Here is a 16,559-nt window from a genome sequence, read left to right as displayed (position 1 = left end):
AAGGTGAAGCGTGACGACATGATGAAGATGGCCGCCTCGGAACCGTCGGGCGCGGCGCAGTGGTGGCGCCGCTGGGGCGGCGTGGCCGGCGGCGCGCTGCTGGCCGCTGGTCTGGCCGCGCTGGTCTGGTATTTGCTGTCCGACACGGCGGCCACGAAGCGCGAAGTGGCGGCCCCGCCGATGCTGATGCTGCCACCGCCGCCCCCGCCGCCGCCGGAACCGGAAAAATTGCCGGAACCGACGCCCGACAAGGTGGTGCCGGAAGTGTCGGAGCCGGAACCGACGCCGGCCGACAAGCCCATGGATGACGCGCCGGAAAGCCCGTCGCCGGACAAGGGCGACCCCGTCACCATCGATGGCGCGGCGCAGGCCGGCAGCGACGCCTTCGGCATCCAGGCCGGGCGCGGCGGCGGCATGAGCGGCAGCGGCGGTGGCGGCGGCCTCGGCGCGGGATCGTATGGCCGCTATGTGGCCAACGCCCTGCAGATGGCCTTTGCCCGCGACCCGCGCACGCGTCAATTGGCGTTCGCCGACATCCGCGTCGACCTGTGGCTCGATACGGAAGGCCGGACGTCGAAGGTCCACCTTGTGCAAGGCACGGGCAATGCGCAGACGGATGAGCAGGTGCTGGCCATGGTGCGCGACTTCCGCGCCGATGAGCGGCCACCGGCGTCATTGCGTTTTCCCGCGAGAGTATCGATCAAGGGCCGCCGGCCGTAGCGCCCACATTCATATTAATTTTTTTCGAAAGAAACAATGAATTCCTTATTTTCTCCCTCACAGCGCCTGCGTCGCCTTCCGCTGGCGCTGGCCGCCTTCGCCCTGAGCGTGGCGGCAGGCGCGGTACAGGCACAAGCACCGGCCGACAGCACCATGGTCAAGCTGATCCGCGGCCTGATCCAGAGCGGCGCCCTCAACAAGGATGCCGGCGAGGCGCTGCTGGCGCAGGCGCAGAGCGAAGCGCTGGCCGCGGCGCAAGCCCGTCCGGCCGCCGCCTCCGCACCGCTGGCGCAAGCCCAGGCGGGCGACGTGCGCGTGCCGTATATTTCGCAAACCGTGCGCGAGCAGATCCGCGACGAGATCAAGGGGCAAGTGCTGGCCGAGGCGAAGGCGGGCGGCTGGGCGGCGCCGAATGAAACGCCGGCCTGGACCAAGCGCATCCGCGTCGAAGGCGATGTGCGCGCGCGCTACGAATCGCGCTACTACGACATGGCCAACAGCAATATCGAGATCGACTGGCGCTCGCTCAACAGCGGCAGCGGCTATGACGTCAATGCGAACACCAACCTGGCCCTGCCGGCGCTGCTGAACACGCGCCAGGATCGCAAGAATTTGCTGCGCGCGCGTGCCCGCCTGGGCATCCTGGCGGACATTTCCGACAGCACGCAAGCGGGTATCCGCCTGGCCAGCGGCAATGACGACAGCCCGGTTTCCACCACGCAAACCCTGGGTGGTGGCCTGGGCAAGAAAAACATCTGGCTGGATCAGGCCTGGCTGTCGTACCAGCCCGCTTCCTGGCTGAAACTGACGGCCGGCCGCTTCGACAATCCGTTCGTGTCGGGCGACGAACTGTTTTCCAGTGAGCTCAATTTCGACGGCATAGCCGCCAAGGTGCAGCAACCGGTCGGCGACAGCAAGGACGTCACCGTGTTCGGTACGCTGGGCCTGATTCCGCTCGAATATTCGTCCGACAATGCGCCGAGCCGCAGCCAGGCAAAAATGTCCAGCGAAAACAAATGGCTGCTGGGCGCGCAGGCTGGCGCCTCGTGGAAAATCAATAGCGACCACCAGTTGCGTGGCGCCCTGGCCTACTACAACTTCCGCAACATCAGCGGAGAATACTCGCAGCCGTGTGCGCTGTACGCGGGCGCCGATGGCTGCAGCACGGACTGGTCGCGTCCATCGAGCATGCAAAAGGGCAATAGCTTGATGCTGCTGCGCAATATCGCCTTGAACCCGCTCGACCCGGCGAACACGCCGCAGCCGCAATTCGTGGGCCTGGCGTCGAAGTTCCGTTTGGCCAATATCAATGCGCGCTGGGATAGCAAGGTGGCCGGCGGCACGGACTTGCGCATCGAAGGAGATTATGTGCGCAACATGGCCTACGACAAGAGTGAAATGTGGGCGCGCGCCAAGGGCGGCATCATGAACAACTTCGGCGGCACGGGCGGCGTCTCGCAAGCCGATTTCAGGAGCGGCGGCAATGCCTACATGCTGCAGGCGACTCTGGGCAAGGCCAGCCCGGCGGCGCGCGGCGACTGGAACGTGCTGCTCGGCTACAAGCGCATCGAACCGGATGCCTTGCCTGACGCCTACAACGATTCCACCTTCCACCTGGGCGGCACAAATGCGCGCGGCTACTACCTGGGCGGCGCGTATGCGCTCGACAAGAATACCTGGTTGAACGGTCGCTGGACGTCGAGCCGCGAAGTGTTCGGTTCGGCGCTGTCGATCGACACCCTGCAAATCGAATTGAACGCGCGTTTTTAAGGAGCCATGATGTTGAGATTCAACAAAACGCGCTTGCCGCTCCTGCTGCTGATGCTGCTGGCCGGTGGCGCCGCCCAGGCGCAGGGACAGAAGGGGCAAAGCATGGAAGAGCGCCTGCGGGCCGAATTGCGCAATGTCACGGCGCAATTGCAGCAGACGCGTGGCGAGCTGGAAGTGCTCAAAGCCAAGGGCGGGCCTGCCGCCAAGGCGACGCCCGCTGCTGCCGCCGCGCCCGCCAGCGATGGCTTGAAAAAGGAGCTGGCCCGCAGCCAGTCGCAGCTGGCGCAAGAGCGCGCGCAGCGGGAAAAGTTGGCAGCCGAGCAGCAGCGCGGCGCCGCTGCCGCACAGGAGGCCAGCGCCAGCCTGGCGCAGTACCGCCAGGCCAGCGAACAGCTGGCCGCCACGGGCAAGCAGATCGAAGCGGAACGGGCGCGCCTGGACGGCGAAGTGACATCGCAGCGCGGCGCCCTGGCACGCTGCGAAGCCAAGAATGCCCAGCTGTATGCGGCCGGGCAGGAAATCCTGCAAGCGTATGAAAGCCTGGACGTGCTCGGTGTCATGCAGGCGCGCCAGCCGTTCGCCGCGCAAAGCAGAGTCAAGCTGGAACAAATCGCCCAGCAATATGGTGACCAGCTGTACCAGGGGCGCTTTGATGCGCGTCAAACCGAAACACCTGCACCCCAATAATTTTACTTCTTTGAAATGAATGGAATGACGATGGAACACACCAACACCAACTTGCTGAGCACCCTGAATGCGGAACAAACGGCCGAGGCCATCAAGGCGGCCGGCTGCGCCGTGACGAGCATCGAACACGACGGCGTCGTGCGTCTGCACAGCGCCAGCCATGGCATCGGCTTTCAAGTGCTGTGGGGCAATGAAACGGCGCCTGGCCAGTATGCGGACCTGACCCTGAGCTGCCCGCTGCGCGTGCAGGGCGGCGACTTGCCGGCCGGCTTGCTGGCCGAATGGCACCGCAGCAAGCGTTTTGCCCGCGTGGCCCAGCATGGCGATTTCGTCGTGCTGGAAATGGATGTGCTGGTCGCCGGTGGCGTCAGCCGCGAGTACCTGAATATCAATCTGCAACTGTGGACGCAGATGATGGGCCAATTCTTCTTGTTTTTGCGCAACTTTACGCCAGCCGATACGAGCACGGCACCGGTAGTCGAGGCCGCCAGCGTGGTGGAAGAAGAAACTGTGCCGGCCTGATAAGAAGCTTGCACGGGCGGCGAAGATGGCCGGTAACGGACCTTTTTTGCCGCTGGCGGGCTCCAAGTGTCGTATTACATACTTATTTTTTAGGCATCGCGCATTAAAACTGTTCAAAGAGCGTGTGTGAATCAAGCCAGCAACGCCTGTATGGCGGATAATATTGCCTGTTGCCGATTTGGATACGACCTTTACACAAAAATGCGCCCCATGGATTTTACCCGCGACGAAACCAGTGAAACCCCAGTTGCCCCGGCCAGCGCGCCGGGAGCGCCTTTGCCGTATGCCGTCGCCACCTGGCTGCAGCGGGTGGAGGCTGCCGCCCATCCGAAGGCCGTGCTGACGATTGCCGAGCCAGACCCCAAACTCAACCAGCATCGATTGATCTACGTGCTGGCGCCCACCAGCGGTGGCCGCCACGTGGCCCTGTGCCTGTACAAGGCGCGGCTGCGGCCGAATGGCGACGTGGCGGCCGCTACTCCCATCAGCGAAATCTTTTCCTTGCTGTCGGCGCCGCCCACGTTTTTGACGCCGGCCGACGAAGACCTCGTGCGTTTCTTCGTGGCCATGCGCAGCGGACAGAATTCGCAGACGGGCAGCGCCACGGAGCCGAAGGGCAAGGTGGGCGCTGCCCTGCTGAAAATGCTGGCCGAGCAAGATAAACTGTTGTGGGCCAATTCCTGGGCAGACGTCGGCAATGGCCTCGTGTATCCGTTGAAGGAAGGTCCCGTGCGTCCCGCGCGCCTGTTCTGGCGCGACGAAGGCAAGACCATGCGCCTGGGCTGGCAAGTGGACCCGCCGGAAGGCGCGAAGCACCATGGCGCCGACCAGATCGACTACATGCTGCCCACCGATCCGCCGTGGTACATCGACAACCTGTCGTGCGGCGTGCTGGAACTGAACCAGGGCGGCTCCGACATTTCCCTCGCCGATCTGCAGGCGCTGGTGGCGCAGGCGCCGCCGTTGAACGCGAACGACAAGGTGCGCGTGTCGCAATTGCTGCTGGCGCAGGGCTTGCAGCATTTGATGCCGCTGCCGCAACCGTTGCCGCAGCGCTTGCGCAAGGACGTGCCGGCGCAACCGGTCTTGCTGCTCGACAGCGCCATGCTGGCCGATGGCAGCGCGCAGCGCTGGAGCGACTTCGCCGTGCTGTCCTACGACTACGATGGCGAAAGAGTCTCGTTCGACCCGTCGCAGCGCGTGGTGCGGCAAGTGGGCGAGGTGACGGAAATTATCCAGAGAAATACGCTCGATGAAGCGCGCGCCTTGGCCACTCTGGCCGAGCTGCAATTCAAGAAGCCGGGCTCTGCCCCCCTGAGCGGCTTGAAGGGCGCCTTGCAACTGCCTTCCCAGGCGGAATGGCTGCGTTTTGCCGAGTCCGGCATCGATGCCTTGCGGAAGCAGGGCTGGATCGTGGAAAAGACGGCCAAGTACCGCTACGACGTGAGCGACGTGGGCGACTGGTACGCGGAAATCGACGACCAGGATCCGGACAGCGGCAACGCCTGGTTCGAGCTGGAACTGGGCATCGTCGTGAATCACGAAAGAGTGCCGCTGCTGCCCGTGCTGGTGCAGCTGATCCGCAACGCGCCCAACGATTTCAACCCGAAAGTCATCGAGGCGCATGCCGATGATGACCAGATGCTGGCAACCTTGCCGGACGGCACGCGCGTGGCGCTGCCGTGGGGCCGTGTGCGCCCCATCCTGAACACCCTGGGCGAACTGTATTTCAGCGACAAGATCAAACATGCGGTGCGCATGTCGACCCTGGACGCGGCGCGCCTGGAAGAGCTGGCGCGGGGGCTGGAATTGCGCTGGACGGGCGGCGAGCAGTTGCGCGCCATGGGCCGCAAGCTGAGCCAGTTCGGTTCCGTACAAAAAGTGGCGGCGCCAGCGGGCCTGCAAGCCACCCTGCGCGATTACCAGGCCGATGGTCTGGCGTGGATGCAATTCCTGCGCGACCATGACCTGGCCGGGATTTTGGCCGATGACATGGGCTTAGGAAAAACCGTGCAAACCCTGGCGCACATCCTGGTGGAAAAGGAAGCGGGACGCCTCACGCATCCGGCGCTGGTGATTGCACCGACGAGTTTGATGGGCAACTGGCAGGACGAGGCGGCAAAATTTGCGCCCAGCCTGAAAGTGTTGCTGCTGCAAGGCAAGGATCGCGCCCAGCAATTCGACCAGATCGACCAATGCGACCTGGTGCTGACCACCTACGCGCTGTTGCCGCGCGATGAGGAAACCTTGCGCGAGCACGATTTCCACCTGGTCATCCTGGACGAATCGCACTACATCAAGAATACGCGCAGCAAGGCGGCGCAAAGCGCGGGCCTGCTGCGCGCGCGCCACCGCCTGTGCTTGTCCGGCACGCCGCTGGAAAATCACCTGGGCGAACTGTGGTCGCAATTCCACTTCCTGCTGCCGGGCTTGCTGGGCGACGAGAAGACGTTTAATACGCAGTTCCGCCATCCGATCGAGCGCCAGGACGACCCGCTGCGCCGCATGCTGCTGAACCGCCGCATCAAACCGTTCCTGCTGCGCCGCACGAAGGACAATGTGGCCAAAGAGCTCCCGCCGAAGACGGAAATGGTGCGCAAGGTGGAATTGACGGGGCCGCAGCGCGACTTGTATGAAACCGTGCGTCTTGCGATGGATCAAAAAGTGCGCGAAGAAATCGACAAGAAGGGCGTGGCGCGCAGCCAGATCGTCATCCTCGAAGCGCTGCTGAAACTGCGCCAGGTGTGTTGCGATCCCCGTCTGGTGAAATCCTTGCCGGCGAAGAAGCAGTCGGCCGGTTCGGCCAAGCTGCTCGACCTGATGCAGATGGTGGAAGACTTGCTCGATGAAGGGCGCAAGATCCTCGTCTTCTCGCAATTTACCAGCATGCTGGAATTGATCGAGGAAGAGCTGGAATCGCGCGACATTCCGTATGCCTTGCTGACGGGCGAGACGAAGGACCGGGGCGCGCAAGTGGCGGCCTTCCAGCAAGGCGCCGTGCCCATCTTCCTGATCAGCCTGAAAGCGGGTGGCGTGGGCTTGAACCTGACGGCCGCCGACACGGTGATCCACTACGATCCGTGGTGGAATCCGGCGGCGGAAAACCAGGCCACCGACCGCGCCTGGCGCATCGGCCAGGACAAGCCCGTGTTCGTGTATAAACTGATCGCCAAGGGCACCTTGGAAGAAAAAATCCAACTGCTGCAGCAAAAGAAATCGGAGCTGGCGCAATCGATCCTGGCCGAAGGCGAAGCGCAGAAGATGGCGCTCACGCAGGAAGACTTGCAGCAGATTTTCGCCCCACTGGAAGATTAAGGGCGCCGCACGCTTATACTTGGCGCTTCTTTCTTGCCAGGTATAAAGCATGCTGCCCTTCCTCCTTCTGCTGCTTGCCGGCGCCATCCTCATGGCGCTGCGTTTCGTCCAGTTGCGCCGCGCCCTGCTGCGCGCGCGGGCGGGCGAAGCGCAGTTCCGCCTGCTGGCCGAGCACGGCCGCGACGCGGCCTTCCTGCTCGACGCCACGACCCTCGAATTACTCTACATCAGCCCCGCCGTGCAGCGCATGAGCGGTTACGACCTGTCCGCCCTGCAGAGCCACGCGGCGCAGCTGGCGGCGGATCTGCCGGCCCGCTTGCAGCGCTGGCGCGCTGGCGACGCCAGCCGTTTATCCCTGCTGCGCGAAGTGGAGCTGCCACATGCCGACGGGCATCTATTGGCGCTGGAAATCAGCTCGACCATCGTGCCTGCCATATACGGGCGCGGCGTGACTCTTGTCGGCACGGTGCGCGACGTCAGCGCCGTCCTCGCGCAGGAAGCCGAGCGGGAAAAGGAGCAGAAGCGCTTCGCCTCGATGCTGTCGCATGAATTCCGCACGCCGCTGGCCACCATCGACGGCGCCATCCAGCGCCTCGTGTCGACGTCGAAAGACGCCGACGAGGCCACGCGCAAGCGCTACGTGAAAATCCAGACGGCCGTCGACCGCCTGCTGGGCATGATCGACGACTATCTGTCGCCCGAGCGCATGGCGGCCATTGGCCGCGAGCGGGCCGCCGACGGCATCGCGCCGCTGGCCTTGCTACAGCAGGCGGCCGCCACCGTGCCGGCCAGCCACACCGTGCAGCTGGAACTGGATGAAGACTTGCCCGCCAGGCTGCGCTGCGACGTGCCCGGCATGGCCCTGTGCCTGAAAATCCTGCTGGACAATGCCGTCAAGTTCAGCCCGCCGGGGAGCAGCATCACCGTATCGGCCAGGCTGGCGCCCGAGGGCGGCGTGGAACTGTGCGTGCGCGATGCGGGGTCCGGCTTGCGGGAAGAAGAACTGGCCCAGTTGTTCGCAAAAGGTTTCCGTGGAATCGATGCCACGCATCCGGGTGCGGGCCTGGGACTGTACATGGCGCGCGCCGTTGTCGAGGTGCATGGGGGGAGTTTGCAAGGGCATAATCTGCCCGAAGGAGGGGCGCTTTTCCGCATTTGGTTGCCGCTTCCTGTCTAGACAAGGAAAAGCCTTGCTTCCGCTGAAGGCAACCGTGATAATTCCTTGACGTAAACCTATTGTGCCGTCCATCATGGTGCAGAAGTGAATGGCATGGTTTGCCCACGGTAGCTCACTAACGGAAGAATGGCGTTGCAATGACGAAAATACTGATCGTCGAAGACAATCTGGAGTACGCCGAAGACATGGCGGAGTTTCTCGTTGAGCTCGAACATGAAGTCCATATCACCAGCTCCGCTGGCGGGATGTGGACGGCGTTGAGCCATGGCAATGTCGGCGTGGTCGTGCTGGACCTGGGCTTGCCTGACGAAGATGGCTTCAACGTCATCCCCCGCATGCGCCAGCTGTATCCGCAAATTGGCGTGCTGGTGCTGACGGGCCGTGTCGCTTTCGACAGCCGCATCCTCGGTTTGCGCTTGGGCGCCGACCACTATCTGACCAAGCCGATCAAGTTTCCCGAACTGGCCGCCCACATCGAGGCGCTCGACCGCCGCGTGGGGCCGCAAGATCCCGTGCCGGAACCGGGCAAGTGGACCTTGAAAGTAAGCGCCCGCCAACTTGAACTGATGGGCGCCGTCATCGCGCTGACGGAAAAGGAATTCAACTTCCTGCACTTGCTGACCATCAACACCCGCCCCGTGCCGCGCGACGTCATCGTGGCCGGCATGGGCGGCGAAGATCCCGATGCGGGCCGCCGGGTCGACATGCTCGTGTACCGGCTGCGCAAGAAAGCCAAGACGGGCCTGGGCCAGGACTTGCCGCTGCGCAGTGCGTATGGCGAGGGCTACAGCCTGTCAGCCAGCTTTAATCTGTCCTGATCGTGGATATTGCGCCGCCCGCAAGCGGGCGGCAGCATATAAGGGACAGAGTCCATCATTTTTCCGCGTATTTTCAATAAAACAGGGTCAGAGTCGCGTCCTGCGCGCGCAAGTGTGTAAAATCAAGGCCTTAGCCTTCCTTTTGCGATTCTGTCATGGCCCGTTTGCCCCGCCTCATCATTCCAGCACTGCCCCATTACGTGATCCAGCGCGGCGGCAACCGTCAGAGCGTGTTCCAGGATGCCGCCGACTACGCGCAATTCCTGTCCTGGCTGAAAGCGGGCGCGAAAATGTTCAAGGTGGCCATTCACGCCTATGTTTTGTTGCCTGATCAGCTACATTTGTTGGCCACGCCCGGCGATGCGACGGGCCTGGGCCAGCTGATGCAGTGGCTGGGACGCTATTACGTGCCGTATTTCAACCAGAAATACGGCCGTGAAGGCGCTTTGTGGCAGGGACGCTACAAAACCTCCGTCATCGATCCCGACAATTTCTTCCTTGCTTGCTGCCGTTACCTGGAGTGCGTGCCCGTGCAAACGGGACTGGTGGGCCAGGCATTGGACCATGCTTGGTCCAGCTATGCCCACCATGCGGGCGTGCGTCCCGATCCCCTCATCACCGACCATGCGCTGTACTGGGCGCTGGGCAACACGCCGTTCGACCGCGAGGCGGCGTATCTGCGCCTGTTCGAGCAGGGACTGGGCAGCAGCCAGGTGAAAACCCTAGAACAGGCTGTATTGAAGGGCTGGCCGCTCGGTTCCGACGCTTTCAAGCAGGCGCTGGAGCAGAAAATGCAGCGGCAAGTACTGCCTGCCAAGCGCGGCCGTCCCCGCAAAATCGTGGCCGCTGCGGACGCGAATTGAAAAGTATTCGCATTTAAAACAAAAAATGGTTTCTTTCTGACGTTTTATTGAAATTGGTTCGACTATGTCCCTATTAAATTTTTAGAGCGACGGAATGGAATTTAATTCGACTCCGACCCTGATTGTTGTAGTTGAGTTTTTTGTTGCGTTGCACTACTCTAGGTTTTCGATAGTCATATGCAGCGGAGAAGCCCATGAAAGCGCAAGGCCTGTACGACCCAGCCAATGAACACGATGCCTGCGGCGTCGGTTTCGTCGCCCATATCAAGGGCAACAAGACCCATTCGATCGTCGAACAGGGTTTGCTGATTCTGAAAAACCTCGATCACCGGGGCGCCGTGGGCGCCGATGCGCTGATGGGCGATGGCGCCGGCATCCTGATCCAGATTCCTGACCAGTACTACCGCGAAGAAATGGCCAAGCAGGGCGTGGAATTGCCGCCGCCTGGCGAATACGGCGTGGGCATGGTCTTCCTGCCGAAGGAACACGCGTCGCGCATCGCCTGCGAACAGGAAATCGAACGCGCCGTGCGCATCGAGGGCCAGGTCGTGCTGGGCTGGCGCAACGTGCCCATCGATACGGACATGCCGATGTCGCCCACCGTGCGCGCCAAGGAACCGGTCATCCGCCAGATCTTCATCGGCCGCGGCCCGGACATCATGGTCACCGACGCGCTCGAGCGCAAACTGTATGTGATCCGCAAATCGTCGGGCCACGCCATCCAGGCCTTGAAACTGCTGCACGGCAAGGAATTCTTCGTGCCGTCGATGTCGGCGCGCACGATTGTGTACAAGGGCTTGCTGCTGGCCGACCAGGTGGGCGTGTACTACAAGGACTTGCAGGATGCGCGCTGCATCTCGGCCCTGGCCCTCGTGCACCAGCGTTTCTCGACGAATACCTTCCCCGAATGGCCGCTGGCCCACCCGTACCGCTTGATCGCGCACAATGGCGAGATCAACACGGTGAAAGGCAACTTCAACTGGATGCGCGCGCGCGAAGGCGTGATGAAGTCGGCCGTGCTGGGCGACGACCTGCAGAAACTTTTTCCGCTGATCTATGAAGGCCAGTCCGACACGGCGTGCTTCGACAATGCGCTGGAATTGCTGCTGATGGCCGGTTATCCGATCGCCCAGGCGATGATGATGATGATTCCGGAAGCGTGGGAAAACCACACGACGATGGATGACAACCGCCGTGCCTTCTATGAATACCACGCGGCCATGATGGAACCATGGGACGGCCCTGCCGCCATGGCGTTTACGGATGGCCGCCACATCGGCGGCACCCTGGACCGCAACGGCTTGCGTCCGGCCCGCTACATCGTCACGGACGACGACCTGGTGGTGATGGCGTCGGAATCGGGCGTGCTGCCGATTCCCGAGTCGAAAATCATCCAGAAATGGCGCTTGCAGCCTGGCAAAATGTTCCTGATCGACCTGGAAGCGGGCCGCATCATCGACGACCAGGAACTGAAAAACACCTACGCCAACGCCAAACCGTATAAAGCGTGGATCAACTCGGTGCGCATCAAGCTCGACGAGATCAAGCTGGCCGAAGGACAAGCCAAGCAAGACCGCGCGCAGGGCGAAAAAGAGCAGCCATCGTTGCTGGACCGCCAGCAGGCGTTCGGCTACACGCAGGAAGACTTGAAATTCCTCATGGCGCCGATGGCCGTGGCCGGCGAAGAGGCGACGGGCTCGATGGGCAATGACTCGCCGCTGGCCGTCATGTCGAACAAGCTGAAACCGCTGTATAACTACTTCAAGCAACTGTTCGCGCAAGTGACGAACCCGCCGATCGACCCGATCCGCGAAGCGATGGTGATGTCGCTGGTGTCGTTCATCGGCCCGAAACCGAACTTGCTCGATACGAATAACGTCAACCCGCCGATGCGCCTGGAAGTGGCGCAGCCCGTGCTGGGCTTTGACGACATGGCGCGGCTGCGCAACATCAGCGCCCACACGGGCGGCAAGTTCAAGTCGTATGAGCTGGACATCTGCTACCCGCTGGCCTGGGGCAAGGAAGGCGTGGAAGCGTGCCTGGCCTCGCTGTGCGCCGAAGCCGTCGATGCCGTCAAGTCGGGTCACAACATCCTGATCGTCTCGGACCGCGCCATTTGCGCCGACCAGGTGGCGATCCCCGCGCTGCTGGCCACCTCGACCGTGCACCAGCACCTGGTGAGCAAGGGTTTACGGGCCTCCACCGGCCTCGTCGTGGAAACGGGCTCGGCCCGCGAAACGCACCACTTCGCCCTGCTCGCAGGTTATGGCGCGGAAGCCGTTCACCCGTATCTGGCCATGGAAACCCTGGCCGAGATGGCGCACGGCTTGCCCGGCGATTTGTCGGCCGAGAAAGCCATTTATAACTACACCAAGGCGGTCGGCAAGGGCTTGATGAAGGTCATGTCGAAGATGGGCATTTCGACCTACATGTCGTATTGCGGCGCGCAGATTTTCGAAGCCATCGGCCTGAACAAGTCGCTGGTGGACAAATACTTCAAGGGCACGGCCTCGAACGTGGAAGGCATCGGCGTGTTTGAAGTGGCGGAAGAAGCGCTGCGGCTGCACGCGCTGGCCTTCGGCAACGATCCCGTGCTGATGGATAAGCTCGACGCGGGTGGCGAATACGCATTCCGCGTGCGCGGCGAAGACCACATGTGGACGCCGGATGCGATTGCGAAGTTGCAGCATTCCACGCGCAGCAACAATTTCTCCAGCTATAAAGAGTATGCGCAAATCATCAACGACCAGAGCCGTCGCCACCTGACCCTGCGTGGCCTGTTCGAATTCAAGCTCGACCCGACCAAGGCCATCCCGCTCGACGAAGTGGAACCGGCCAAGGAAATCGTCAAGCGTTTCGCCACAGGCGCGATGTCGCTCGGTTCCATCAGCACGGAAGCGCACGCGACCCTGGCCGTGGCCATGAACCGCATCGGCGGCAAGTCGAACACGGGCGAGGGCGGCGAAGATCCGAACCGCTACACGCAGGAATTGAAGGGCATCCCGATCCGCCAGGGCGACACCATGGCGTCCATCGTGGGCGCCGAGCAGATCGTCGTCGATATTCCGCTGCAGGAAGGCGATTCCATGCGCTCGCGCATCAAGCAGGTGGCGTCGGGACGTTTCGGCGTCACGGCCGCCTACCTGAACTCGGCCGACCAGATCCAGATCAAGATGGCGCAAGGTGCGAAACCGGGCGAAGGCGGCCAGTTGCCGGGCCATAAAGTGTCTGAATACATCGCCAGCCTGCGCTTTTCCGTGCCGGGCGTGGGCCTGATTTCGCCACCGCCGCACCACGATATCTATTCGATCGAAGATCTGGCGCAGCTGATCCATGACTTGAAGAACGCCAATCCGCGCGCCTCGATTTCCGTGAAACTGGTGTCGGAAGTGGGCATCGGCACGGTGGCCGCCGGCGTCACCAAGGCTAAGGCAGACCACGTGGTGGTGGCCGGCCACGACGGCGGCACGGGCGCCTCGCCCTTGTCGTCCGTGAAGCATGCGGGCACGCCATGGGAGCTGGGTCTGGCGGAAACGCAACAAACGCTGGTCTTGAACGGCTTGCGCAGCCGCATCCGCGTGCAGGCCGACGGCCAGATGAAGACGGGCCGCGACGTGGTCATCGCCGCCCTGCTGGGCGCCGACGAGATCGGTTTCGCCACGGCGCCGCTGGTGGTCGAAGGCTGCATCATGATGCGCAAATGCCATTTGAACACCTGTCCGGTGGGCGTGGCCACGCAAGACCCGGTGCTGCGCGCCAAGTTCTCGGGCAAGCCCGAGTATGTCGTCAATTACTTCTTCTTCGTTGCCGAGGAAGCCCGTCAATTGATGGCGCAGCTGGGTATCCGCACGTATGACGAACTGATCGGCCGCGTCGACTTGCTCGATAAATCGAAGGCGATTTCGCACTGGAAGGCGCAGGGCCTGGACTTTTCTGCCATCTTCTACAAGCCGGAAACACCAAGCGGCCAAGCCTGCCGCCATGTGGAATTCCAGGACCATGCGCTGGAGAAAGCACTGGACCACAAGCTGATCGCGCAAGCGCGCGCGGCGCTGGAGAAGGGCGAACGCGTCTCCTTCATCTCGCCCGTGCGCAACGTCAACCGCACGGTGGGCACCATGCTGTCCGGCGAAGTGGCGAAGAAATATGGCCACGCCGGCTTGCCGGACGACACCATCCACATCCAGCTGCAAGGCACGGCGGGCCAGTCGGCCTGCGCCTTCCTGGCGCACGGCATCACGATCGACCTGGTGGGCGAGGGCAACGATTACGTGGGTAAAGGCTTATCCGGCGGACGCATCATCGTGCGGCCGAATACGGAATTCCGCGGCTGGGCCGTGGACAACATCATCATCGGCAACACGGTGTTGTACGGCGCCATCGCCGGCGAAGCCTTCTTCAATGGCGTGGCCGGTGAACGCTTTGCCGTGCGCAACTCGGGTGCCACCACGGTGGTCGAAGGCCTGGGCGACCATGGCTGCGAATACATGACGGGCGGCACGGTGGTGGTGCTGGGCAACACGGGGCGCAACTTCGCGGCCGGCATGTCGGGCGGCATCGCCTATGTATATGACCCGGCCGGCGACTTTGCCACCAAATGCAACACGGCCATGGTCAGCCTGGACAAGGTCGTGTCGGCGGCGGAACAGCATCTCGACCGCGATGCCTGGCATACCCAGCACCGCGACGGCGTGCCGGAAGCCGACGAGGTCATCCTCAAGCGCCTGATCGAGCGTCACTTCAAGCACACGGGCAGCACCCGCGCCCGCGTCCTGCTCGACGATTGGGCCGCGGCGCGCGGCAAGTTCGTGAAAGTCTTCCCGAACGAATACAAGCGTGCGCTGATTGAAATGGCTGCCGATGCCGCCATGGAAGTACAAGCCGTCGCCGCCTGAGCCAGCCGAGATGAATGTGAAGGGAGCGGCCGCGCCGCTCCCGCCAGCTAAAAATACAAAGGAACTATCGTGGGTAAAATTACCGGCTTCATGGAATTCAAGCGCCAGGACGAGCACTATCTGGAGCCTGCCGCGCGCCTGAAGAACTACAAGGAATTCGTGCTGCACCTGTCGGATGCGCAAGCTACCGTGCAAGGTGCGCGCTGCATGGATTGCGGCATTCCCTTCTGCACCACGGGTTGTCCCGTGAATAACATCATTCCTGACTGGAATGACCTGGTGTACCGCGGCGCCTACCGCGAAGCGCTCGACATCTTGCATTCGACCAACAACTTCCCGGAATTTACGGGCCGCATCTGCCCGGCGCCGTGCGAATCGGCTTGCACTCTGGGCATTCACGAAGATCCGGTCGGCATCAAGTCCATCGAGCATAAAATCATCGACATGGGCTGGGAGCACGGCTGGGTCACGCCGCAGCCGGCCCCTTTCAGCACGGGCAAGAAAGTGGCCATCGTCGGTTCCGGTCCTGCCGGCCTGGCGGCGGCGCAGCAGCTGGCGCGCGCCGGCCATGCCGTCACCGTGTTTGAAAAGAGCGACCGGGTCGGTGGCTTGCTGCGTTATGGCATCCCCGACTTCAAGATGGAAAAATCGCACATCGACTTGCGCGTAAAACAAATGGAAGCCGAAGGCGTGGTGTTCCGCACCAGCGTACTGGTTGGCAAGGATTTCCCTGCCCATGTGAACAACTGGGCCAAGGAAACCATTTTCCCGGAAGACCTGGAAAAAGAATTTGACGCCGTCATCATGGCCGGCGGCGCCGAGCAGCCGCGCGACTTGCCCGTGCCGGGCCGCGACTTGAAAGGCGTGCACTTCGCCATGGATTTCCTGCCGCTGCAAAACAAGGTCAACGCGGGCGACAAGCTCAAGGACCAGATCAAGGCGACGGGCAAGCATGTGGTGGTGATCGGCGGCGGCGACACGGGGTCCGACTGCGTGGGCACCTCGAACCGCCATGGCGCCGCCTCGGTGGCCCAGTTCGAACTGATGCCGCAGCCGCCGGAACAGGAAAACAAGCCGCTGGTGTGGCCGTACTGGCCGACCAAGCTGCGCACCTCGTCCTCGCACGAGGAAGGCTGCGAGCGCGACTGGGCCGTGGCCACCAAGCGATTCGAAGGCAAGGGCGGCAAGGTGGAAAAGCTGATCGCCTGCCGCGTGGAGTGGAAAGACGGCAAGATGAGCGAAGTGCCGAACTCGGAATTCGAGATGAAGGCCGACCTGGTCTTCCTGGCCATGGGTTTTGTTTCCCCTGTGCAACAAGTGCTGCAAGCGTTCGGTGTCGATACGGATGCGCGCGGCAACGTCAAGGCGACAACGGATGGCGCCGGCTGCTACCAGACTTCGGTGGCCAAGGTGTTTGCGGCCGGCGACATGCGCCGTGGCCAGTCGCTGGTGGTCTGGGCCATCCGCGAAGGGCGCCAGTGCGCGCGCGCCGTCGATGAGTTCCTGATGGGGGCATCCCTGCTGCCACGCTAATTAACGAGCAATTGTTCGTTTTTTTGACAGGGCCACGCGCGGATTGCGACGTGGCCTTTCTTATTTTTACTGCTCAAGTCGACAGCCGTGAACGCCATCGCAGGGGGGCACGATGCACAGGTCAAATTTCCACTACAATATCTGACTTTCGATTCATTAGTGTTGTATTCTTCCCCTTTCCGGTGCTGTCCCAAGGGGGGGCTCAGCAGAGGTTGGCGTTTCTGCACTACAATACGCCATTAAAATAGCGAGCTTCGTC

At 62.4% G+C, this 16,559-nt stretch carries 10 protein-coding genes; all 10 read left to right on the top strand.

The genetic code is table 11. The features are described 5' to 3' along the window. The first annotated feature begins 3 nt into the window (after nt 1-3). The 10 genes from K0F86_RS19325 to K0F86_RS19280 all read left to right on the top strand — a co-directional run bounded on the left by K0F86_RS19325 (nt 4) and on the right by K0F86_RS19280 (nt 16,300). Nucleotides 4-720: a hypothetical protein gene (locus K0F86_RS19325; protein WP_257572241.1), complete on the top strand. Its 717-nt coding sequence runs from the start codon at nt 4-6 to the stop codon at nt 718-720. Between the two features lie 36 nt (nt 721-756). Then, nucleotides 757-2,490 (top strand): putative porin, encoded by a 1,734-nt coding sequence (locus tag K0F86_RS19320; protein ID WP_219135881.1) that lies wholly within the window; start codon nt 757-759, stop codon nt 2,488-2,490. A 9-nt stretch (nt 2,491-2,499) separates the two neighbouring features. Next, complete coding sequence (locus K0F86_RS19315) at nt 2,500-3,177, top strand: hypothetical protein (protein ID WP_219135880.1); 678 nt, start codon at nt 2,500-2,502, stop codon at nt 3,175-3,177. Between the two features lie 30 nt (nt 3,178-3,207). Then, nucleotides 3,208-3,699 (top strand): YbjN domain-containing protein, encoded by a 492-nt coding sequence (locus K0F86_RS19310; protein WP_257572240.1) that lies wholly within the window; start codon nt 3,208-3,210, stop codon nt 3,697-3,699. 210 nt (nt 3,700-3,909) lie between these two features. Next, entirely contained in the window at nt 3,910-7,014 is a 3,105-nt protein-coding gene (locus tag K0F86_RS19305; RefSeq protein WP_219135878.1) for a DEAD/DEAH box helicase, read from the top strand. 49 nt (nt 7,015-7,063) lie between these two features. Further along, nucleotides 7,064-8,191, top strand: a complete 1,128-nt coding sequence (locus K0F86_RS19300; protein ID WP_219135877.1) for a HAMP domain-containing sensor histidine kinase — start codon at nt 7,064-7,066, stop codon at nt 8,189-8,191. Between the two features lie 137 nt (nt 8,192-8,328). Next, nucleotides 8,329-9,009, top strand: coding sequence for a response regulator transcription factor (locus K0F86_RS19295; RefSeq protein WP_099761503.1), 681 nt, complete (start codon nt 8,329-8,331; stop codon nt 9,007-9,009). A gap of 155 nt (nt 9,010-9,164) precedes the next feature. Beyond that, entirely contained in the window at nt 9,165-9,872 is a 708-nt protein-coding gene (locus tag K0F86_RS19290) for a transposase (RefSeq protein WP_219135876.1), read from the top strand. 194 nt (nt 9,873-10,066) lie between these two features. Further along, complete coding sequence (locus K0F86_RS19285; RefSeq protein ID WP_219135875.1) at nt 10,067-14,767, top strand: glutamate synthase-related protein; 4,701 nt, start codon at nt 10,067-10,069, stop codon at nt 14,765-14,767. A gap of 69 nt (nt 14,768-14,836) precedes the next feature. Continuing rightward, nucleotides 14,837-16,300: a glutamate synthase subunit beta gene (locus K0F86_RS19280; protein WP_219135874.1), complete on the top strand. Its 1,464-nt coding sequence runs from the start codon at nt 14,837-14,839 to the stop codon at nt 16,298-16,300. The last annotated feature ends 259 nt before the right edge of the window (nt 16,301-16,559 follow it).

Origin of the sequence: Janthinobacterium sp. UMAB-60 (genome assembly GCF_900095235.1) — a bacterium.
GTDB lineage: Bacteria > Pseudomonadota > Gammaproteobacteria > Burkholderiales > Burkholderiaceae_D > Janthinobacterium.
The sequence above is the reverse complement of the archived record's forward strand: the minus strand, read 5'-3'. Positions and strand labels throughout refer to the sequence as shown.

Excerpts from the sequence above, each read along its gene's own strand:
- K0F86_RS19305 (WP_219135878.1), top strand. The coding sequence starts at position 3,910 with ATGGATTTTACCCGCGACGAAACCAGTGAAACCCCAGTTGCCCCGGCC.
- K0F86_RS19295 (WP_099761503.1), top strand. The coding sequence starts at position 8,329 with ATGACGAAAATACTGATCGTCGAAGACAATCTGGAGTACGCCGAAGAC.
- K0F86_RS19300 (WP_219135877.1), top strand. The coding sequence starts at position 7,064 with ATGCTGCCCTTCCTCCTTCTGCTGCTTGCCGGCGCCATCCTCATGGCG.
- K0F86_RS19320 (WP_219135881.1), top strand. The coding sequence starts at position 757 with ATGAATTCCTTATTTTCTCCCTCACAGCGCCTGCGTCGCCTTCCGCTG.
- K0F86_RS19290 (WP_219135876.1), top strand. The coding sequence starts at position 9,165 with ATGGCCCGTTTGCCCCGCCTCATCATTCCAGCACTGCCCCATTACGTG.
- K0F86_RS19315 (WP_219135880.1), top strand. The coding sequence starts at position 2,500 with ATGTTGAGATTCAACAAAACGCGCTTGCCGCTCCTGCTGCTGATGCTG.
- K0F86_RS19285 (WP_219135875.1), top strand. The coding sequence starts at position 10,067 with ATGAAAGCGCAAGGCCTGTACGACCCAGCCAATGAACACGATGCCTGC.
- K0F86_RS19310 (WP_257572240.1), top strand. The coding sequence starts at position 3,208 with ATGGAACACACCAACACCAACTTGCTGAGCACCCTGAATGCGGAACAA.